Genomic DNA, 15,268 nt, shown 5'->3' with positions numbered 1-15,268 from the left:
TGGGCCAACAACCCCACCCCCCCAAACAACCCCGGTCCCCCCCCCCCCCCCCCCCCCCCCCCCCCCCCAAACAACCCCCCCCCCCCCCCCCCCCCCCCCCCCCCCCGGCACCGGCCCCGACCCACCCGCAGCCCCCACCGGCACCAGCACCCGCCCCCACCCCCCGCGGCCGGGGCCCCGAGCGAGCGGGACCCCGACCCCCGGCACCGTTACGCGCGCCCGTTGCGCTTCGCCGCGTAATTGGCCCGGCCCTCAGCCGACTTCAGCCGCCAGTCGCGGCGGATCTCCGACCGCAACCGCGCGTCCGTCTTCGCCACGATCCGCTGGTTCTCGCGCAGCAGCTTGCGGTAGCTCTCCAGCCGCCGCTCCGACAACGCCCCCGACTCCAGTGCGGCCAGCACCCCGCACCCCGGCTCCGCCTCATGCGCGCAGTCGTGGAAGCGACACCCGGCGGCGAAGTCCTCGATCTCCGAGAAGACCTGCCCGACCCCCACCTCCGCGTCGAACAACCCGACGCCCCGCAGCCCGGGGGTGTCGATGAGGACGCCCCCGCCCGGCAGGGCGAGCAGGTTGCGGGTGGTCGTGGTGTGCCGGCCCTTGCCGTCGATGTCACGCGTGGCCCGGACCTCCATGACGTCCGCACCGAGCAACGCGTTCGCCAGCGTGGACTTGCCCGCGCCGGAAACACCCAGCAGCACGCTCGTCCCCTCGGCGACGATCGCGCCGAGCACATCGGTGCCGTCCCCGTGGTGCGAGGAGACGGTGAGCACCTGCACCCCCGGCGCGGCGGTCTCCACGTCCTCGACGAGGTGCGCGAGGGTCACCGGGTCCGGAACCAGGTCGGCCTTGGTCAGGACGACCAGCGGCTGCGCCCCGGACTCCCACGCCAGCGCGAGGAACCGCTCGACGCGCCCCAGGTCGAGTTCGACGGCGAGCGACACCGCGATGATCGCGTGGTCGACGTTGGCGGCGAGGATCTGCCCCTCGGAGCGCTGCGAGGACGTGGAGCGCACGAACGCGGTCCGGCGCGGCAGGTACGCCTTCACGTAGCGCGGGTTTCCGGACGCCTCGACGGCGGCCCAGTCGCCGGTGCAGATGACCCGGAGCGGGTCGTGGGGGGTGACGAAGGCGGTGTCGGCGCGGACGGCGCCGTCCGCGGTGACGATGTCGCACTGGCCGCGGTCGACCCGGACGACCCGGCCGGGGACGAGTCCCTGGGCGGCGTACGGGGCGAAGGCGGCGGCCCAGGCTTCGTCCCACCCGAGGGGGGTGAGGGCGTGCGCGAGGGAGGCCTGCGGGAAAGAAGAGGAAGTCAAGGGGAACCCTTCACAGGGTGGCCCCGGCAGCGTGCGCTCGTCGGCGCGCGGAAGTGGTGTGAGGTCAGCCGGAGACCACGGAGGTGACATTGATGGTCTTCTGAGTGCGGGCAGTGCCCTGCGCCATGACAGTCATCAATGAACTCACCTCCGGATCGGCTGCACGCTGCGCTCCCGCACCGCTCGGCGGGAACGGGTTCACGTTAACAAGCGCCCGCCCGCCCCCGCCACCTCTTTTTCCACGGCCCGCCCCGTGAGGAGGCCGATGGCGGTTGGTGCGCGGCGACGCGTGCGATGCGCGGCGATGTCCGTTTCGTTCAAGACGGCGCCCGGCGCGGCTGCCTAGCCTGCTGCCATGACTCCACGACTCGACATGATCGGCATCGTCGTCTCCGACATGGCCGCCTCCCTCGCCTTCTACCGTCGTCTCGGGCTGGACGTGCCGGCCGGCTCCGCGGACCAGCCGCACGTCGAGGCCGTCCTTCCCGGGGGTCCGCGGGTCGCCTGGGACACCGAGGAATCCATCCGCGGCATCGACCCCTCCTGGACCCGCCCGGTCGGTGGCAACCGGGTGGAGCTCGCCTTCCTGTGCGATTCCCCGGCCGAGGTGGACGCGCTGTACGCCGAACTGACCGGCGCGGGACACGAGGGCCACATGAAGCCCTGGGACGCGTTCTGGGGGCAGCGCTACGCGGTGGTGCTCGACCCGGACGGCTCCGGGATCTCGCTGTTCGCGCCCTCCGACCCCGCGTCGCCCTCCGACCCCGCCGCGCCCTCCGGCCCCGCCATCGCGTAGGCCCGCGGGGTCGTCCCGGCCAGGGCCCGCACCTCCCGGGTGAGGTGCGCCTGGTCCGCGTACCCGGCCAGGGCGGCCACCCGGGCCGGCGGCAGCCCGCGCCGTACCAGGGTCAGCGCCCGCTGCAAGCGCAGCACCCGGCCGAGGGTGCGGGGGCCGTACCCGAAGGCGTCGAGGGAGCGCCGGCGCAGCTGCCGTTCCCCGAGGCCGACCGCCGCGGCGATCCCGGCGACCGACTCCCGGGCCCGCAGCCGGTCCGCCACCTCGGCGACGAGGCGATCGGGTGGCCCGACGGCCGCGGCCCGCACCCGGGCCAGCTCTTCGAGGCCCTCACGGGGGTCCTCGTACCCCCCGACGCGTTCGGTGAGGCGGCGCACCTCGGCGCCGGGCCACAGCCCGGCCAGCTCGACCCGCCGGTCGCGCAGCTCGTGGGCCGGTACGCCGAGCAAGGCCGGCGCGGTCCCGGGGGCGAGGCGGAGCCCGGCGAAGGCGCCGCCGGGAACCTCCCCGGCGGGGTGCGGTCCGGTGTCGGGCCCGGCGACCAGGAGCCGGCCGCCGACCCACAGCAGGTCCATGCAACCGTCGGGCACCACCACGGAGCCGGTCCCGCGGGCCCGCCACACGACGGCCCCGGGCACGGCCGCGGACGGCGCCTCCTCGTACATGCCGCCAGGTTAGGCGGCCCGCCGTACCGCCGGGTCAGCCGGCCCGCGCCGGGTCCTCAGTGCTTGCGGAGCCGGGAGGTGTAGTCCTCCGGCGGCAGGAACTTCGACCAGCGTTCGGGGAACTCGGAGGGCATGCCGGCGTCCTCGTCGTCCTCGGACTCCCCCTCGGCCAGCGCCCGCCAGGCGGCGGCCCGGGCGACCAGTTGGGCGGCCTCCGCCTCGCGGACCCGCTCGTTGGCCTCGCGGGCCGCGGCGGTGGCCACCGAGGGCCAGACGCGGTCGATCGCGGCGTTGACGGCCGCGCCGACGAGCACGGCGAACGCGGAGATGCCGATCCACAGCAGGATCGCCACGGGGGCGGCCAGCGACCCGTAGATCGTGGGCCCCTCCACGGTGTTGGTCAGGTAGATCCGCAGCAGGAAGGAGCCCAGCACCCACATCGCGAGGGCGACGAGCGCGCCCGGCACGTCCTCGATCCACGGCGAACGCACCGGGACGGAGACGTGGTAGAGGGTGGTCAGGAAGGCGATGGAGAGCAGGGTGACCGTCGGCCAGTACAGCACCGCGATGACCTCCGTGCTCCACGGCAGCAGCCGCACGACGGCGTCGGGTCCGACGACCATCAGCGGCAGCACGATCGCGCCGATCAGCAGGGCGATGATGTAGAGGAGGAAGGCGAGGAGCCGGGTCTTGACGATGCCGCGGTGCCCGTCGAGGCCGTACATGACGGTGATGGTGTCGATGAAGACGTTGACGGCGCGCGATCCCGACCACAGGGCGAAGGCGAAACCCAGCGAGATCAGGTCGGGCCGGCCGCGGCTGGTGACGTCGTCGAGCATGGGTTTCGCGACGTCGTTGACGCCCCGGTCGGACAGGATCGTGCCGACCGCGCGCAGGATGTTCTCCTCGATGCTCTGCACGGACTGGGTGTCGGTCCAGCCGTCGACGTAACCGAGCAGACCGAGCAGACCGAGGAAGAGCGGCGGCAGCGACAGCAGCGTGAAGAAGGCCGCTTCGGCGGCCAGTCCGAGGATCCGGTACTCGATGCACGAGTTGACGGTGTCCTTCAGCAGCAGCCAGGCCATCTTCCGCTTCGAGACGTTGCGATAGAGGGCGCGGGCCCGGTGGAGCCGTCCTGGGATCCGCTCGGGTGTTTCTTTTGCTGGCTGCACGTCCTTACGGTATCCGCATGGCAGCCACCACCCACACAGTCAGCAACCAGGCCCCGCCCCTGGTGGGCCACGAGGTCTACCTCGGCGACCGGGCCCTCACGGAGGGCGTGGAACGGCACCTCGCCGACGCCGCCCCCGAACTCCGCGACGAGGTAAGGGAGGAGCTCACGACGCTCGGGCGCGCCGCGGGCTCCTCCCAGGCGCAGGACTGGGGGACGCAGGCGAACGAATGTCCGCCGAAGTTGCGCACCCATGACCGGTACGGGAACCGGATCGACGAGGTGGAGTTCCACCCCGCCTGGCACCGGCTGCTGGGCCACGCGGTGACCTCGGGGCTCACCGACGCCTGGGGCCCACCGGCGGGGCACCTGCGCCGTGCGGCCGGGTTCTTCCTGTGGTCGCAGGCCGAGGCGGGCCACGGCTGCCCGGTCTCGATGACGCACGCCGCGGTCCCGGCGCTGCGCACGGATCCGGAGCTGGCCGCCGAATGGGAGCCGCGGCTGACCTCGCACGTGTACGAGGAGGGCCTGCGTCCGGCGGCGCTCAAGGGCGGCGTGCTCTTCGGGATGGGCATGACGGAGAAGCAGGGCGGCAGCGACGTACGGGCGAACACGACGGTGGCGGCGCCGCTCGACGCCTCCGGGGAGTACCTGCTGACGGGCCACAAGTGGTTCTGCTCGGCGCCCATGTCCGACGGGTTCCTGGTGCTGGCGCAGGCACCGGGCGGGCTGAGCTGCTTCCTGGTGCCCCGGGTGCTGCCGGACGACACCCGCAACGTGTTCGCGATCCAGCGGCTGAAGGACAAGCTGGGGAACCGGTCGAACGCGTCGAGCGAGGTCGAGTTCGACGGGACCTGGGCGCGGCGGGTGGGCGAGGAGGGCCGGGGGGTGCGCACGATCATCGAGATGGTCGCGGCGACCCGGCTGGACTGTGTGATCGGCTCGGCGTCCCTGATGCGGCAGGCCCTGTCCCAGGCCGTCCACCACGCGGAGCACCGCTCTGCTTTCGGAGCACCGCTCGTCGACCAGCCGCTGATGCGCAACGTGCTCGCCGACCTCGCCCTGGAGTCCGAGGCGGCGACCGTGCTGACCCTGCGCCTGGCGGCGGCGTACGACGCCGACACCGAGCAGGAGCGGGCCTTCCTGCGCCTCGCGGTGCCCGCCGCGAAGTACTGGGTGACCAAGCGGTGTACGCCGATGGTCGCCGAGGCCCTGGAGTGTCTGGGCGGCAACGGCTACGTCGAGGAGTCCGGGCTGCCCCGACTGTTGCGCGAGTCCCCCCTGAACTCGATCTGGGAGGGCTCCGGCAACGTGCAGGCGCTGGACGTGCTGCGGGCCCTGCAACGCGAGCCGATGGCCCTGAACGCGTTCCTCCAGGAGGTCGGCCTGGCCCGGGGCGCCGACCACCGGCTGGACGCCGCGATCAAGAACCTGCTCACCGAGCTGGCCGACCTCGACGGCATCGAGGCCCGGGCCCGGCGGGTCGTGGAGCGGATGGCCCTGGTGTTGCAGGGGTCCCTGCTGGTCAGGTGGGCTCCGCCGGAGGTGGCGGACGCGTTCTGCGCCTCGCGGCTCGGCGGGGACTGGGGCGCGGCGTTCGGGACGCTGCCGCACAGCCTCGACCTGGCGTCGGTGGTGGAGCGGGCGCGGATCGAGGTCTGACGGGGGCGCCGCCCCGGTCGGGGCGCGGCCGGGAACCGCTGGCACGGGCGCGGACCACGGGCTGGGAGCGGTCCCCAAACCGCGCAGCACCGGGATCCGGGCCCGTGGAGGTGGGACCGGGGGTGGCGCCGCGCCGACTCGGCACCACCCCTGATCCGAGAAGCCCCGAGGAAGGAGCTGTCACGCCGCTCGGCGGCGTGCCGATAGTTTCGGTCGGACGACCGGGGCTTGGCGAGAGTTGCATACCGTTGCAACCCTCGGTTCGGAGAGCGCCCGCCGCACGTGCCCGGGGAAGGTCATGTGCGCGGGGCGGGCGGCTCCCGCAGTACGTCCTGTTCAGCACGGGGAGGTTCCGGTGGCCAACACCGCAGGCGGCACGGCCGACGTGGCACGCATCTCGGCCATGGACGCGCGCGACGCCGCGCGCCTGCTGAAGGGGGTGCGGGCCGCCGCGCTGGCCGGGCGGCGACCGCCCGCGGCCCCGCGCCCGGAGATCGCCGAGTCCTGGCGGCGGATGCTGGCCGGCGGGGTGCACCCCGACCGGGACGCCCGCTCGCGCGTGCTGTCGGCCGCCGAGACGCAGGAGCGGCGGCAGGTCTCGCCGCTGCGCGAACTCCTGCCGGTGCTCCGCGAGGGGCTGCTGCCCGCGTTGGACGAGGCCCTGCACATCATGGTCGTCGCCGACGCGGACGGCCGGCTGCTGTGGCGGGAGGGGCACGCCTCGATCCTGCGCAAGGCGGACCGGCTCGGATTCGCGGTGGGCGCCGACTGGGCGGAGGCGGTCGTCGGGACGAACGGGGTGGGCACCGCGCTGGTGGTCCGGCGTCCGGTGCAGGTCTTCTCCGCCGAGCACTTCGTCTCCAGCCACCACGACTGGACCTGCGCGGGCGCCCCCGTGCGCGACCCCCGGGACGGGCAGCTGCTGGGCGTCGTCGACGTCAGCGGGCCGCTGGCCACCATGCACCCCGCCACCCTGGCGTGGGTCAGCTCCGTGGCCCGCCTGGCCGAGCGCGAGCTGCGGGTGCGGCACCTGGAGTCGCTGGAGCGGCTGCGGGCGGTCGCGGCCCCGCTGCTGGCCCGGCTGCCCGGCCGGGCGCTGGCCGTGGACCCGCACGGCTGGACGGCGGCGGTGGCGGGCCTGGCGCCGGCGGACCGGATACCGCTGCCGAAGACCCTCGGCCCGGGTCGGCTGTGGCTGCCGCAGCTGGGGGACTGCGTTGCGGAGCCGCTGCCCGGCGGCTGGCTGCTGCGGATCGCGGAGCCGCGGGCGGCCGCCGCCCCGTTGAGCCGCGTCGTACTGGACCTGAGCCGGCCGCGTTCCTGGTCGGCGACCGTGTACGGGGCCGCCGGCAGCTGGTCCCAGGAGCTGAGCCCGCGCCACGCGGAGCTGCTGTTCCTGTTGGCGGAGAGCCCGCGCGGGCGCTCGGCGGCGGAGCTGGCCGCGGAACTGTTCGGGGACCCCACGCGCACGGTGACGGTCCGGGCCGAGCTCTCCCGGGTCCGCCGCCACCTCGCGGGGGTGCTCACGCACCGGCCGTACCGCTTCGCGCAGGACGTGGAGGTGGAGCTGGTCCGGCCCCGGGATCCGGCGGAACTGCTCCCCCACTCCACCGCCCCCGCCGTGGTCCGGGCCCGGCAGGGCGGCACGGCCGGCACGGGCGGCCGGGGCACCCCGGAGGGGCCGGCGGGGGATGTGGTTCCCTGAACGGCATGAGCACCATCACGCTGACCACCTGGTCCCTCGAAATGACCGCGCCCGGTGATCTGGTCGCGGCGGCCGTACCCGGCCCCGAGGTCCGCATCGAGCGGGCGGAGGTCCCCTCGCCCGAGTTCAGCCGCTACCTGTACGCCTCGGTGGGCGGCGACATCCACTGGACGGACCGGCTGTCGCTGACCCGTGCGCAGTGGGTGGAGCAGTTGGAGCGGCCCGGCGTGGAGACGTGGGTGGCGTACGAGCGCGGCACCCCGGCGGGGTACGTGGAACTGGATCCGCAGCCCGACGGCGTGGTGGAGATCATGTACTTCGGACTGCTGCCCGACTTCCGGGGCCGGCGCATCGGCGGGCACCTGCTGACGGTCGGAACGGCCCGTGCCTGGGACCTCGCGTCCCGCTGGCCGGACCGGGAGCCCACGCGGCGCGTCTGGGTGCACACCTGCAGCCAGGACGGTCCGACCGCGATGGACAACTACCGGCGGCGCGGCTTCGAGGTCTTCCGCACCGAGACCGAGGAGAAGCAGGACGGCCCCACCCCCGGCCCCTGGCCCGGCGCGTAACCGTCCGGGCAGGGCGGCCGGGAGGCACACCCCCGGCCGCCGTTCCCTCCACCACACCCCGGCCCACACCCCGGCCCACCCGCCGGACCCCGCCCGCCGTGACGTCCCCGGCCGGGCCGGAAACAGCCGTTCCGCGGGCTCCTCCCGAGCCGCCGCCGGCGGCCGTGAAGTACCCGAAGACGTGACCCCCGTCACCGCGTCCCACGATTCGGGACGACTTCGTCCGCATGATGGACAGTAGTGGACTCCTCCAATCGGGGCATGACACGCTTCCGCCATGAATGGAGCTGGAATTGCCTTGGTGAGTCGGCGGCACGTCGACCTCGGCCGCATGTCCAGCGCCATCTGTCCGGCGAGCTGACGGAACCAGCCACCGCCGCACGTCGACGTCGCCCCCACTGAAGCGGGCGCGCCGACCACGTAAGCCCCCTGAAGGTCGAATACCGCCCCTGCCTGCCGGCAAAACCGGCCGAAGGCGGCATTTCGACCGCACCTGCTCAGCGTCGCCGGTCCGACAGGGGCGCGCCGCCACCTCCCCTGCCCTTGCCCCGAGCCGCCGAAGAAGGACGTACCGCCATGGCCGCCACCCCCGAAACGCCCGCAGCCGCCCCCGCAGCCGCAGCGCGCCGCAAGACCGGCCGTCACCGCGGCGAGGGTCAGTGGGCCGTCGGACACCACACGCCCCTCAACGGCAACGAGCAGTTCAAGAAGGACGACGACGGTCTCAACGTGCGGACGCGCATTGAGACGATCTACTCCAAGGCGGGCTTCGACTCGATCGACCCCAACGACCTCCGCGGCCGCATGCGCTGGTGGGGCCTCTACACCCAGCGCAAGCCCGGGATCGACGGCGGCAAGACCGCGATCCTGGAGCCGGAGGAGCTGGACGACAAGTACTTCATGCTGCGCGTGCGCATCGACGGCGGCCGGCTGACCACCGAGCAACTGCGCGTCATCGGCGAGATCTCCGAGGAGTTCGCGCGCGGCACCGCGGACCTCACCGACCGCCAGAACGTGCAGTACCACTGGATCCGGATCGAGGACGTCCCCGAGATCTGGCGCCGCCTGGAGGCCGTCGGCCTGTCCACCACCGAGGCCTGCGGTGACACGCCCCGCGTCATCCTCGGTTCCCCCGTGGCCGGCATCGCGCAGGACGAGATCATCGACGGCACGCCCGCCATCGACGAGATCCACCGCCGCATCGTGGGCAACCCCGACTTCTCGAACCTGCCCCGCAAGTTCAAGTCCGCGATCTCCGGTTCGCCGCTGCTCGACGTGGCGCACGAGATCAACGACATCGCCTTCGTCGGCGTGAACCACCCCGAGCACGGCCCCGGCTTCGACGTCTGGGTCGGCGGCGGCCTCTCCACCAACCCCAAGCTGGGCGTCCGCCTGGGCACCTGGGTCTCGCTGGAAGAGGTCCCGGACATCTACGAGGGTGTCATCTCGATCTTCCGCGACTACGGCTACCGCCGGCTGCGCAACCGCGCCCGCCTGAAGTTCCTCGTCGCCGACTGGGGTCCGGCCAAATTCCGCCAGGTCCTCCAGGACGAGTACCTGGGGCGCGAGCTGACGGACGGCCCCGCGCCCGAGCAGCCCTCCGGCCAGTGGCGCGACCACGTCGGCGTCCACCAGCAGAACGACGGCCGCTTCTACGTCGGCTTCGCGCCCCGCGTGGGCCGCGTGGACGGCGCCACCCTGACCAAGATCGCGGACGTGGCCGAGCAGTACGGTTCGGGCCGGCTGCGGACCACCGCCGAGCAGAAGATGGTCGTCCTCGACATCGAGGCCGACCAGGTCGACTCGGTGGTCGCCGCCCTGGAGTCGCTCGACCTCCGGGTCAAGCCGTCCCCGTTCCGGCGCGGCACCATGGCGTGCACCGGCATCGAGTTCTGCAAGCTGGCCATCGTCGAGACGAAGGCGCGCGGTGCCTCGTTGATCGACGAACTGGAGCGCCGCCTGCCGGACTTCGCCGAGCCGATCACCATCAACATCAACGGCTGCCCGAACGCCTGCGCCCGCATCCAGGTCGCGGACATCGGCCTCAAGGGTCAGCTCGTCCTGGACGACGACGGCAACCAGGTGGAGGGCTACCAGGTCCACCTGGGCGGCGCCCTCGGCCTGGAGGCCGGCTTCGGCCGCAAGGTCCGAGGCCTCAAGGTCACTTCGGCCGGTCTGCCCGACTACGTCGAGCGGGTCGTCACGCGCTTCCAGGAGCAGCGCGAGGACGGCGAGCGCTTCGCCGCCTGGGTCACCCGCGCCGACGACGAGGCCCTGTCATGAGCGAGCGCGCGGCCCCGTTCCACTGCCCGTACTGCGGTGACGAGGACCTGTTCCCCAACGAGACCGGTCACGGCGCGTGGGAATGCAGGGCCTGCAACCGAGCCTTCCAGCTGAAGTACCTCGGGCTGCTGTCCCGGGGTGTTCGGTCCAACAGCGCTGGAGGGGACGAGATATGACGACGGTTCAGGGAACCCGGGACTTGAAGGAACTGGCCGAGCGGGCGGGCCGGGAACTGGAGGACGCCTCCGCGCTGGACATCCTGCGCTGGGCGGCCGACACCTTCGGTGAGAAGTTCGCCGTCACCTCCTCCATGGAGGACGCGGTCGTCGCCCACCTCGCCTCCCGGATCCGCCCCGGCGTGGACGTGGTCTTCCTCGACACGGGTTACCACTTCGAGGAGACCATCGGGACGCGGGACGCGGTGGAGGCCGTGATGGACGTCAACGTCATCACGCTCACCCCGCGGCGGAGCGTCGCCGAGCAGGACGCCGAGTACGGCCCGAGGCTTCACGACCGGGATCCGGACCTGTGCTGCGCGCTGCGGAAGGTCGAGCCCCTGGAAGAGGGCCTGACCGGCTACGCGGCGTGGGCGACGGGGTTGCGGCGCGACGAGTCCCCGACCCGGGCGAACACGCCGGTGGTCGGGTGGGACGAGAAGCGGCGCAAGGTCAAGGTCTCGCCGATCGCCCGCTGGACGCAGGCGGACGTGGAGGCCTACGTCGCCGAGCACGGCGTCCTCACCAACCCCCTGCTGATGGACGGCTACGCCTCCGTCGGCTGCGCCCCGTGCACCCGACGGGTCGCCGAGGGCGAGGACGCCCGGTCCGGCCGCTGGGCCGGTCTCGGCAAGACCGAGTGCGGACTGCACGGCTGATGACGGACACCACGGAACCGACGGAGAAGAACCAGATGAGCGTGAGCGACCAGGGCGCCACCGTGTGGCTGACCGGGCTGCCCAGCGCGGGGAAGACCACCATCGCGTACGCGTTGGCCGAGCGGCTGCGCGACGAGGGTCACCGGGTGGAGGTCCTCGACGGTGACGAGATCCGTGAGTTCCTCTCCGCCGGCCTGGGTTTCTCCCGCGAGGACCGGCACACCAACGTGCAGCGGATCGGCTTCGTCGCCGAACTCCTGGCGAGCAACGGCGTGAAGGCGCTGGTACCGGTGATCGCGCCGTTCGCGGACAGCCGCGAGGCCGTCCGCAAGCGGCACGCCGTCGAGGGCACCGCGTACCTGGAGGTCCACGTGGCCACCCCGGTCGAGGTGTGCTCCGTACGTGACGTGAAGGGCCTGTACGCCAAGCAGGCGGCGGGCGAGATCTCCGGTCTGACCGGGGTCGACGACCCGTACGAGGCCCCGGAATCCCCGGACCTCCGTATCGAGTCGCACACGCAGACCGTGCAGGAGTCGGCTTCGGCCCTGCACGCGCTGCTCACCGAGAGGGGTCTGGCATGACCACCGCCGCGCACCTGCACACCGGTTCCGGTTCCGACGCGCCCTACGCGCTGTCGCACCTGGACGCCCTCGAATCCGAGGCCGTGCACATCTTCCGCGAGGTCGCGGGCGAGTTCGAGAAGCCGGTGATCCTGTTCTCCGGCGGCAAGGACTCCATCGTCATGCTGCACCTGGCGTTGAAGGCGTTCGCGCCGGCGCCGGTGCCGTTCACGCTCCTGCACGTCGACACCGGGCACAACTTCCCCGAGGTCCTGGAGTACCGCGACCGCACCGTCGAACAGCACGGACTGCGCCTGCACGTCGCCTCCGTCCAGGACTACATCGACGCCGGCAAGCTCCGCGAACGCCCCGACGGCACCCGCAACCCGCTGCAGACCCTCCCCCTCACCGAGGCCATCCAACAGCTGAGGTTCGACGCCGTGTTCGGCGGCGGACGCCGCGACGAGGAGAAGGCCCGCGCCAAGGAACGCGTCTTCTCCCTGCGCGACGAGTTCTCCCAGTGGGATCCCCGCCGCCAACGCCCCGAACTGTGGCAGCTCTACAACGGCCGCCACGCCCCCGGCGAACACGTCCGCGTCTTCCCCCTCTCCAACTGGACCGAGCTCGACGTGTGGCAGTACATCGCCCGCGAGGACATCGAACTCCCCGACATCTACTTCGCCCACGAGCGCGAGGTGTTCTCCCGCAACGGCATGTGGCTCACCGCCGGCGAATGGGGCGGCCCCAAGGAACACGAGACGCCCGAGAAGCGCCTCATCCGCTACCGCACCGTCGGTGACATGTCCTGCACCGGCGCCGTCGACTCCGACGCCGCCACCCTCGACGCCGTGATCGCCGAGATCGCCGTCTCCCGCCTCACCGAGCGGGGCGCCACCCGCGCCGACGACAAGATGTCCGAAGCCGCGATGGAAGACCGCAAGCGCGAAGGGTACTTCTAACATGACCAGCACCACCGAACAGGTCGGCAACCTCGCCGACCTCGCGGCGACCACCCTGCTGCGCTTCGCGACCGCCGGTTCCGTCGACGACGGCAAGTCGACCCTGGTGGGCCGGCTCCTGCACGACTCGAAGTCGGTCCTCACCGACCAGATGGAGGCCGTCGAGGCCGTCTCGGCCCGCCGCGGCCAAGAAGCCCCCGACCTCGCGCTCCTCACCGACGGCCTGCGCGCCGAACGCGAGCAGGGCATCACCATCGACGTCGCCTACCGCTACTTCGCCACCAGCCGGCGCCGGTTCATCCTCGCCGACACCCCCGGACACGTGCAGTACACCCGCAACATGGTCACCGGCGCCTCCACCGCCGACCTGGCCGTCGTCCTCGTCGACGCCCGCAACGGCGTCATCGAACAGACCCGCCGGCACGCCGCCGTCGCCGCCCTGCTGCGCGTCCCCCACGTCGTCCTCGCCGTCAACAAGATGGACCTCGTCGACTACCGCGAGAACGTCTTCGCCGCGATCGCCGAGGAGTTCACCGCGTACGCCTCCGACCTGGGCGTCCCGGAGATCACCGCGATCCCGATCTCGGCGCTCGCCGGGGACAACGTGGTCGAGCCGTCCGCGAACATGGACTGGTACGGCGGCCCGACCGTCCTGGAACACCTCGAAACGGTCCCGGTCAGCCACGACCTCACCGCCTGCCCGGCCCGCTTCCCCGTCCAGTACGTGATCCGCCCCCAGTCCGCCGAACACCCCGACTACCGCGGCTACGCGGGCCAGATCGCCTCCGGCGTCCTGCGCGTCGGCGAAGCCGTCACCGTCCTGCCGTCGGGCCGGACCTCCGTCATCGAGGGCATCGACGCCCTCGGCGAGAGCGTCGACATCGCCTGGGCCCCGCAGTCGGTGACGCTGCGCCTCAAGGACGACATCGACATCTCCCGCGGTGACCTCATCGCCCCGTCCGCGAGCGCCCCGGCGACCACGCAGGACGTGGAGGCGACGGTGTGCCACGTGGCGGACCAGCCGCTGGCCGTCGGCGCGCGGGTGCTGATCAAGCACACGACGCGGACGGTCAAGGCGATCGTCAAGGAGATCCCCTCCCGGCTGACCCTCGACGACCTGTCCCAGCACCCGAACCCCGGGCAGCTCGTCGCCAACGACATCGGCCGCGTCGTCGTCCGCACCGCCGAGCCCCTCGCGCTCGACGCGTACGCCGACTCGCGCCGCACCGGGTCCTTCCTGCTGATCGACCCGGCCGACGGAACGACCCTGGCGGCCGGAATGGCGGGGGAGTCGTTCGCCTCCAAGGCCGAGACCACCGTCCAGGCGGATGAAGAAGGGTGGGACTTCTAACCGATGATGACCGACATCTACGCCACCTTCGCGAAGGAGGGCGGCCGCGTCGGCAGCGGCGCCCTCGGCAGCGGCCAGGGAGGGGTTGCGCGATGTGCGCGATGACGTACGCGCACCGCATGCGCGCCCACACCCCCCTCCCGCCGTACCCGCCCCTGTTCCACAGACGAAGACGTGCGTCATGAGATGACGCTACGAGAGGAAGTCCTCCCGTGCCTGCCACCGGAAACACCCGTACCACCCTGCGCCGCGGCGTCGTCGCCGCTGCCGCCCTGCCCCTGCTGATCGGCGCCCTCGCCTCCTGCGGCTACGGCTCCGAGGCGGCGAAGGACGAGCCCAAGGGCGCGGCCGCCGACGTCGCCGCCGACGCGGGCAAGAAGCTCTCCGCCTCCGAGGTCCGCATCGGGTACTTCCCGAACCTGACGCACGCCACCGCGCTGGTCGGCCTCCAGGAGGGCCTGATCCAGAAGGAACTGAACGGCACCACGATCAAGCCGCAGTCCTTCAACGCCGGTCCGTCCGAGATCGAGGCCCTCAACGGCGGCTCTCTCGACATCGGCTTCATCGGCCCCTCGCCGTCGATCAACGGCTACGTCAAGTCCAAGGGCTCCAACCTGCGGATCATCTCCGGCTCGGCGTCGGGCGGCGTCAAGCTCGTCGTGAACCCGGAGAAGATCAAGACCCTGGACGACCTCAAGGGCAAGAAGATCGCGACCCCGCAGAAGGGCAACACCCAGGACGTCGCGTTCCTCAACTGGATCTCCGAGAAGGGCTGGAAGGTCGACCCGGAGTCCGGCAAGGGCGACGTCTCCGTCGTCCGTACGGACAACAAGGTCACCCCGGACGCCTTCAAGCAGGGTTCGATCGACGGCGCCTGGGTGCCGGAGCCCACGGCGTCCAAGCTCGTCTCCGACGGCGGCTCCGTCCTCCTCGACGAGACCGCCCTGTGGCCCGACAAGAAGTTCGTGATCACGAACGTCATCGTGTCGCAGAAGTTCCTCAAGGAGCACCCGGACGTGGTCGAGGCCGTGCTGAAGGGCACGGTGAAGACCAACGAGTGGATCAACGCGAACCCGGACAAGGCCAAGGCCTCCGCGAACGCCAAGCTGGCGGCGGAGAGCGGCAAGCCGCTCGACGCGAAGATCATCGACCCGGCGTGGCCGAGCATCGCGATCACCGACGACCCGCTGGCGTCGACGCTGAAGACCCAGTCGGAGTGGGCGGTCAAGGCCAAGCTCATCGAGCAGCCCGACCTGGCCGGCATCTACGACCTGACGCTCCTGAACAAGGTGCTGAAGGCCGCCGGCAAGCCCGAGGTCTCCGACGCCGGTCTCGGCGCCAAGTAACTCCGTAGATC

The 15,268-nt window shown here is 72.2% G+C and carries 15 protein-coding genes; 12 read left to right on the top strand and 3 right to left on the bottom strand.

The window, feature by feature from the left end; translation table 11 throughout:
- Window positions 1–209: 209 nt before the first annotated feature.
- Complete coding sequence (rsgA, locus tag ACZ4XJ_RS24315; RefSeq protein WP_362878490.1) at window positions 210–1,316, bottom strand: ribosome small subunit-dependent GTPase A; 1,107 nt, start codon at window positions 1,314–1,316, stop codon at window positions 210–212.
- 355 nt (window positions 1,317–1,671) lie between these two features.
- Here rsgA and ACZ4XJ_RS24310 point away from each other — a divergent pair, with 355 nt between their 5' ends.
- Window positions 1,672–2,112: a VOC family protein gene (locus ACZ4XJ_RS24310; RefSeq protein WP_468497316.1), complete on the top strand. Its 441-nt coding sequence runs from the start codon at window positions 1,672–1,674 to the stop codon at window positions 2,110–2,112.
- Here ACZ4XJ_RS24310 and ACZ4XJ_RS24305 read toward each other — a convergent pair.
- Window positions 2,004–2,777 carry a helix-turn-helix transcriptional regulator gene (locus ACZ4XJ_RS24305; protein WP_468497315.1) on the bottom strand — a complete coding sequence of 258 codons (774 nt, stop codon included), beginning with the start codon at window positions 2,775–2,777 and terminating at the stop codon, window positions 2,004–2,006. The genes ACZ4XJ_RS24310 and ACZ4XJ_RS24305 overlap by 109 nt on opposite strands.
- 56 nt (window positions 2,778–2,833) lie before the next feature.
- Window positions 2,834–3,949 (bottom strand): YihY/virulence factor BrkB family protein, encoded by a 1,116-nt coding sequence (locus ACZ4XJ_RS24300; protein WP_362878493.1) that lies wholly within the window; start codon window positions 3,947–3,949, stop codon window positions 2,834–2,836.
- A 17-nt stretch (window positions 3,950–3,966) separates the two neighbouring features.
- On the opposite strand from ACZ4XJ_RS24300, the gene ACZ4XJ_RS24295 reads away from it, so the two are divergent.
- The 11 genes from ACZ4XJ_RS24295 to ACZ4XJ_RS24245 all read left to right on the top strand — a co-directional run bounded on the left by ACZ4XJ_RS24295 (window position 3,967) and on the right by ACZ4XJ_RS24245 (window position 15,257).
- Window positions 3,967–5,610 (top strand): acyl-CoA dehydrogenase family protein, encoded by a 1,644-nt coding sequence (locus ACZ4XJ_RS24295; RefSeq protein ID WP_468497314.1) that lies wholly within the window; start codon window positions 3,967–3,969, stop codon window positions 5,608–5,610.
- A gap of 403 nt (window positions 5,611–6,013) precedes the next feature.
- The gene (locus ACZ4XJ_RS24290; protein WP_468497331.1) at window positions 6,014–7,315 is read left to right on the top strand and encodes a GAF domain-containing protein; all 1,302 of its coding nucleotides are present in this window, start codon (window positions 6,014–6,016) and stop codon (window positions 7,313–7,315) included.
- A 5-nt stretch (window positions 7,316–7,320) separates the two neighbouring features.
- A complete protein-coding gene (locus ACZ4XJ_RS24285; RefSeq protein WP_468497313.1) occupies window positions 7,321–7,884 on the top strand; it encodes a GNAT family N-acetyltransferase in 564 nt (187 codons plus the stop codon).
- A 277-nt stretch (window positions 7,885–8,161) separates the two neighbouring features.
- Window positions 8,162–8,245: a putative leader peptide gene (locus ACZ4XJ_RS24280; RefSeq protein ID WP_309550570.1), complete on the top strand. Its 84-nt coding sequence runs from the start codon at window positions 8,162–8,164 to the stop codon at window positions 8,243–8,245.
- 215 nt (window positions 8,246–8,460) lie between these two features.
- Window positions 8,461–10,167, top strand: a complete 1,707-nt coding sequence (locus tag ACZ4XJ_RS24275) for a nitrite/sulfite reductase (RefSeq protein WP_468497312.1) — start codon at window positions 8,461–8,463, stop codon at window positions 10,165–10,167.
- On the top strand, window positions 10,164–10,343 hold the full coding sequence (locus tag ACZ4XJ_RS24270; protein WP_468497311.1) for a hypothetical protein: 180 nt from the start codon (window positions 10,164–10,166) through the stop codon (window positions 10,341–10,343). Before ACZ4XJ_RS24275 ends, ACZ4XJ_RS24270 begins: the two co-directional genes overlap by 4 nt.
- Window positions 10,340–11,041 carry a phosphoadenylyl-sulfate reductase gene (locus tag ACZ4XJ_RS24265; protein WP_468497310.1) on the top strand — a complete coding sequence of 234 codons (702 nt, stop codon included), beginning with the start codon at window positions 10,340–10,342 and terminating at the stop codon, window positions 11,039–11,041. The genes ACZ4XJ_RS24270 and ACZ4XJ_RS24265 overlap by 4 nt, the downstream gene beginning before the upstream one ends.
- 35 nt (window positions 11,042–11,076) lie before the next feature.
- Window positions 11,077–11,622 carry an adenylyl-sulfate kinase gene (cysC, locus tag ACZ4XJ_RS24260; RefSeq protein WP_468497330.1) on the top strand — a complete coding sequence of 182 codons (546 nt, stop codon included), beginning with the start codon at window positions 11,077–11,079 and terminating at the stop codon, window positions 11,620–11,622.
- Entirely contained in the window at window positions 11,619–12,560 is a 942-nt protein-coding gene (cysD, locus tag ACZ4XJ_RS24255; protein WP_468497309.1) for a sulfate adenylyltransferase subunit CysD, read from the top strand. Before cysC ends, cysD begins: the two co-directional genes overlap by 4 nt.
- Before the next feature lies 1 nt (window position 12,561).
- Entirely contained in the window at window positions 12,562–13,911 is a 1,350-nt protein-coding gene (locus tag ACZ4XJ_RS24250; protein WP_468497308.1) for a sulfate adenylyltransferase subunit 1, read from the top strand.
- Window positions 13,912–14,123: 212 nt separating this feature from the next.
- Complete coding sequence (locus tag ACZ4XJ_RS24245; protein WP_468497307.1) at window positions 14,124–15,257, top strand: aliphatic sulfonate ABC transporter substrate-binding protein; 1,134 nt, start codon at window positions 14,124–14,126, stop codon at window positions 15,255–15,257.
- Window positions 15,258–15,268 lie beyond the last annotated feature (11 nt).

Source organism: Streptomyces sp. NPDC029836, assembly GCF_055574495.1.
This window is presented reverse-complemented; position numbering and strand designations above follow the sequence as displayed.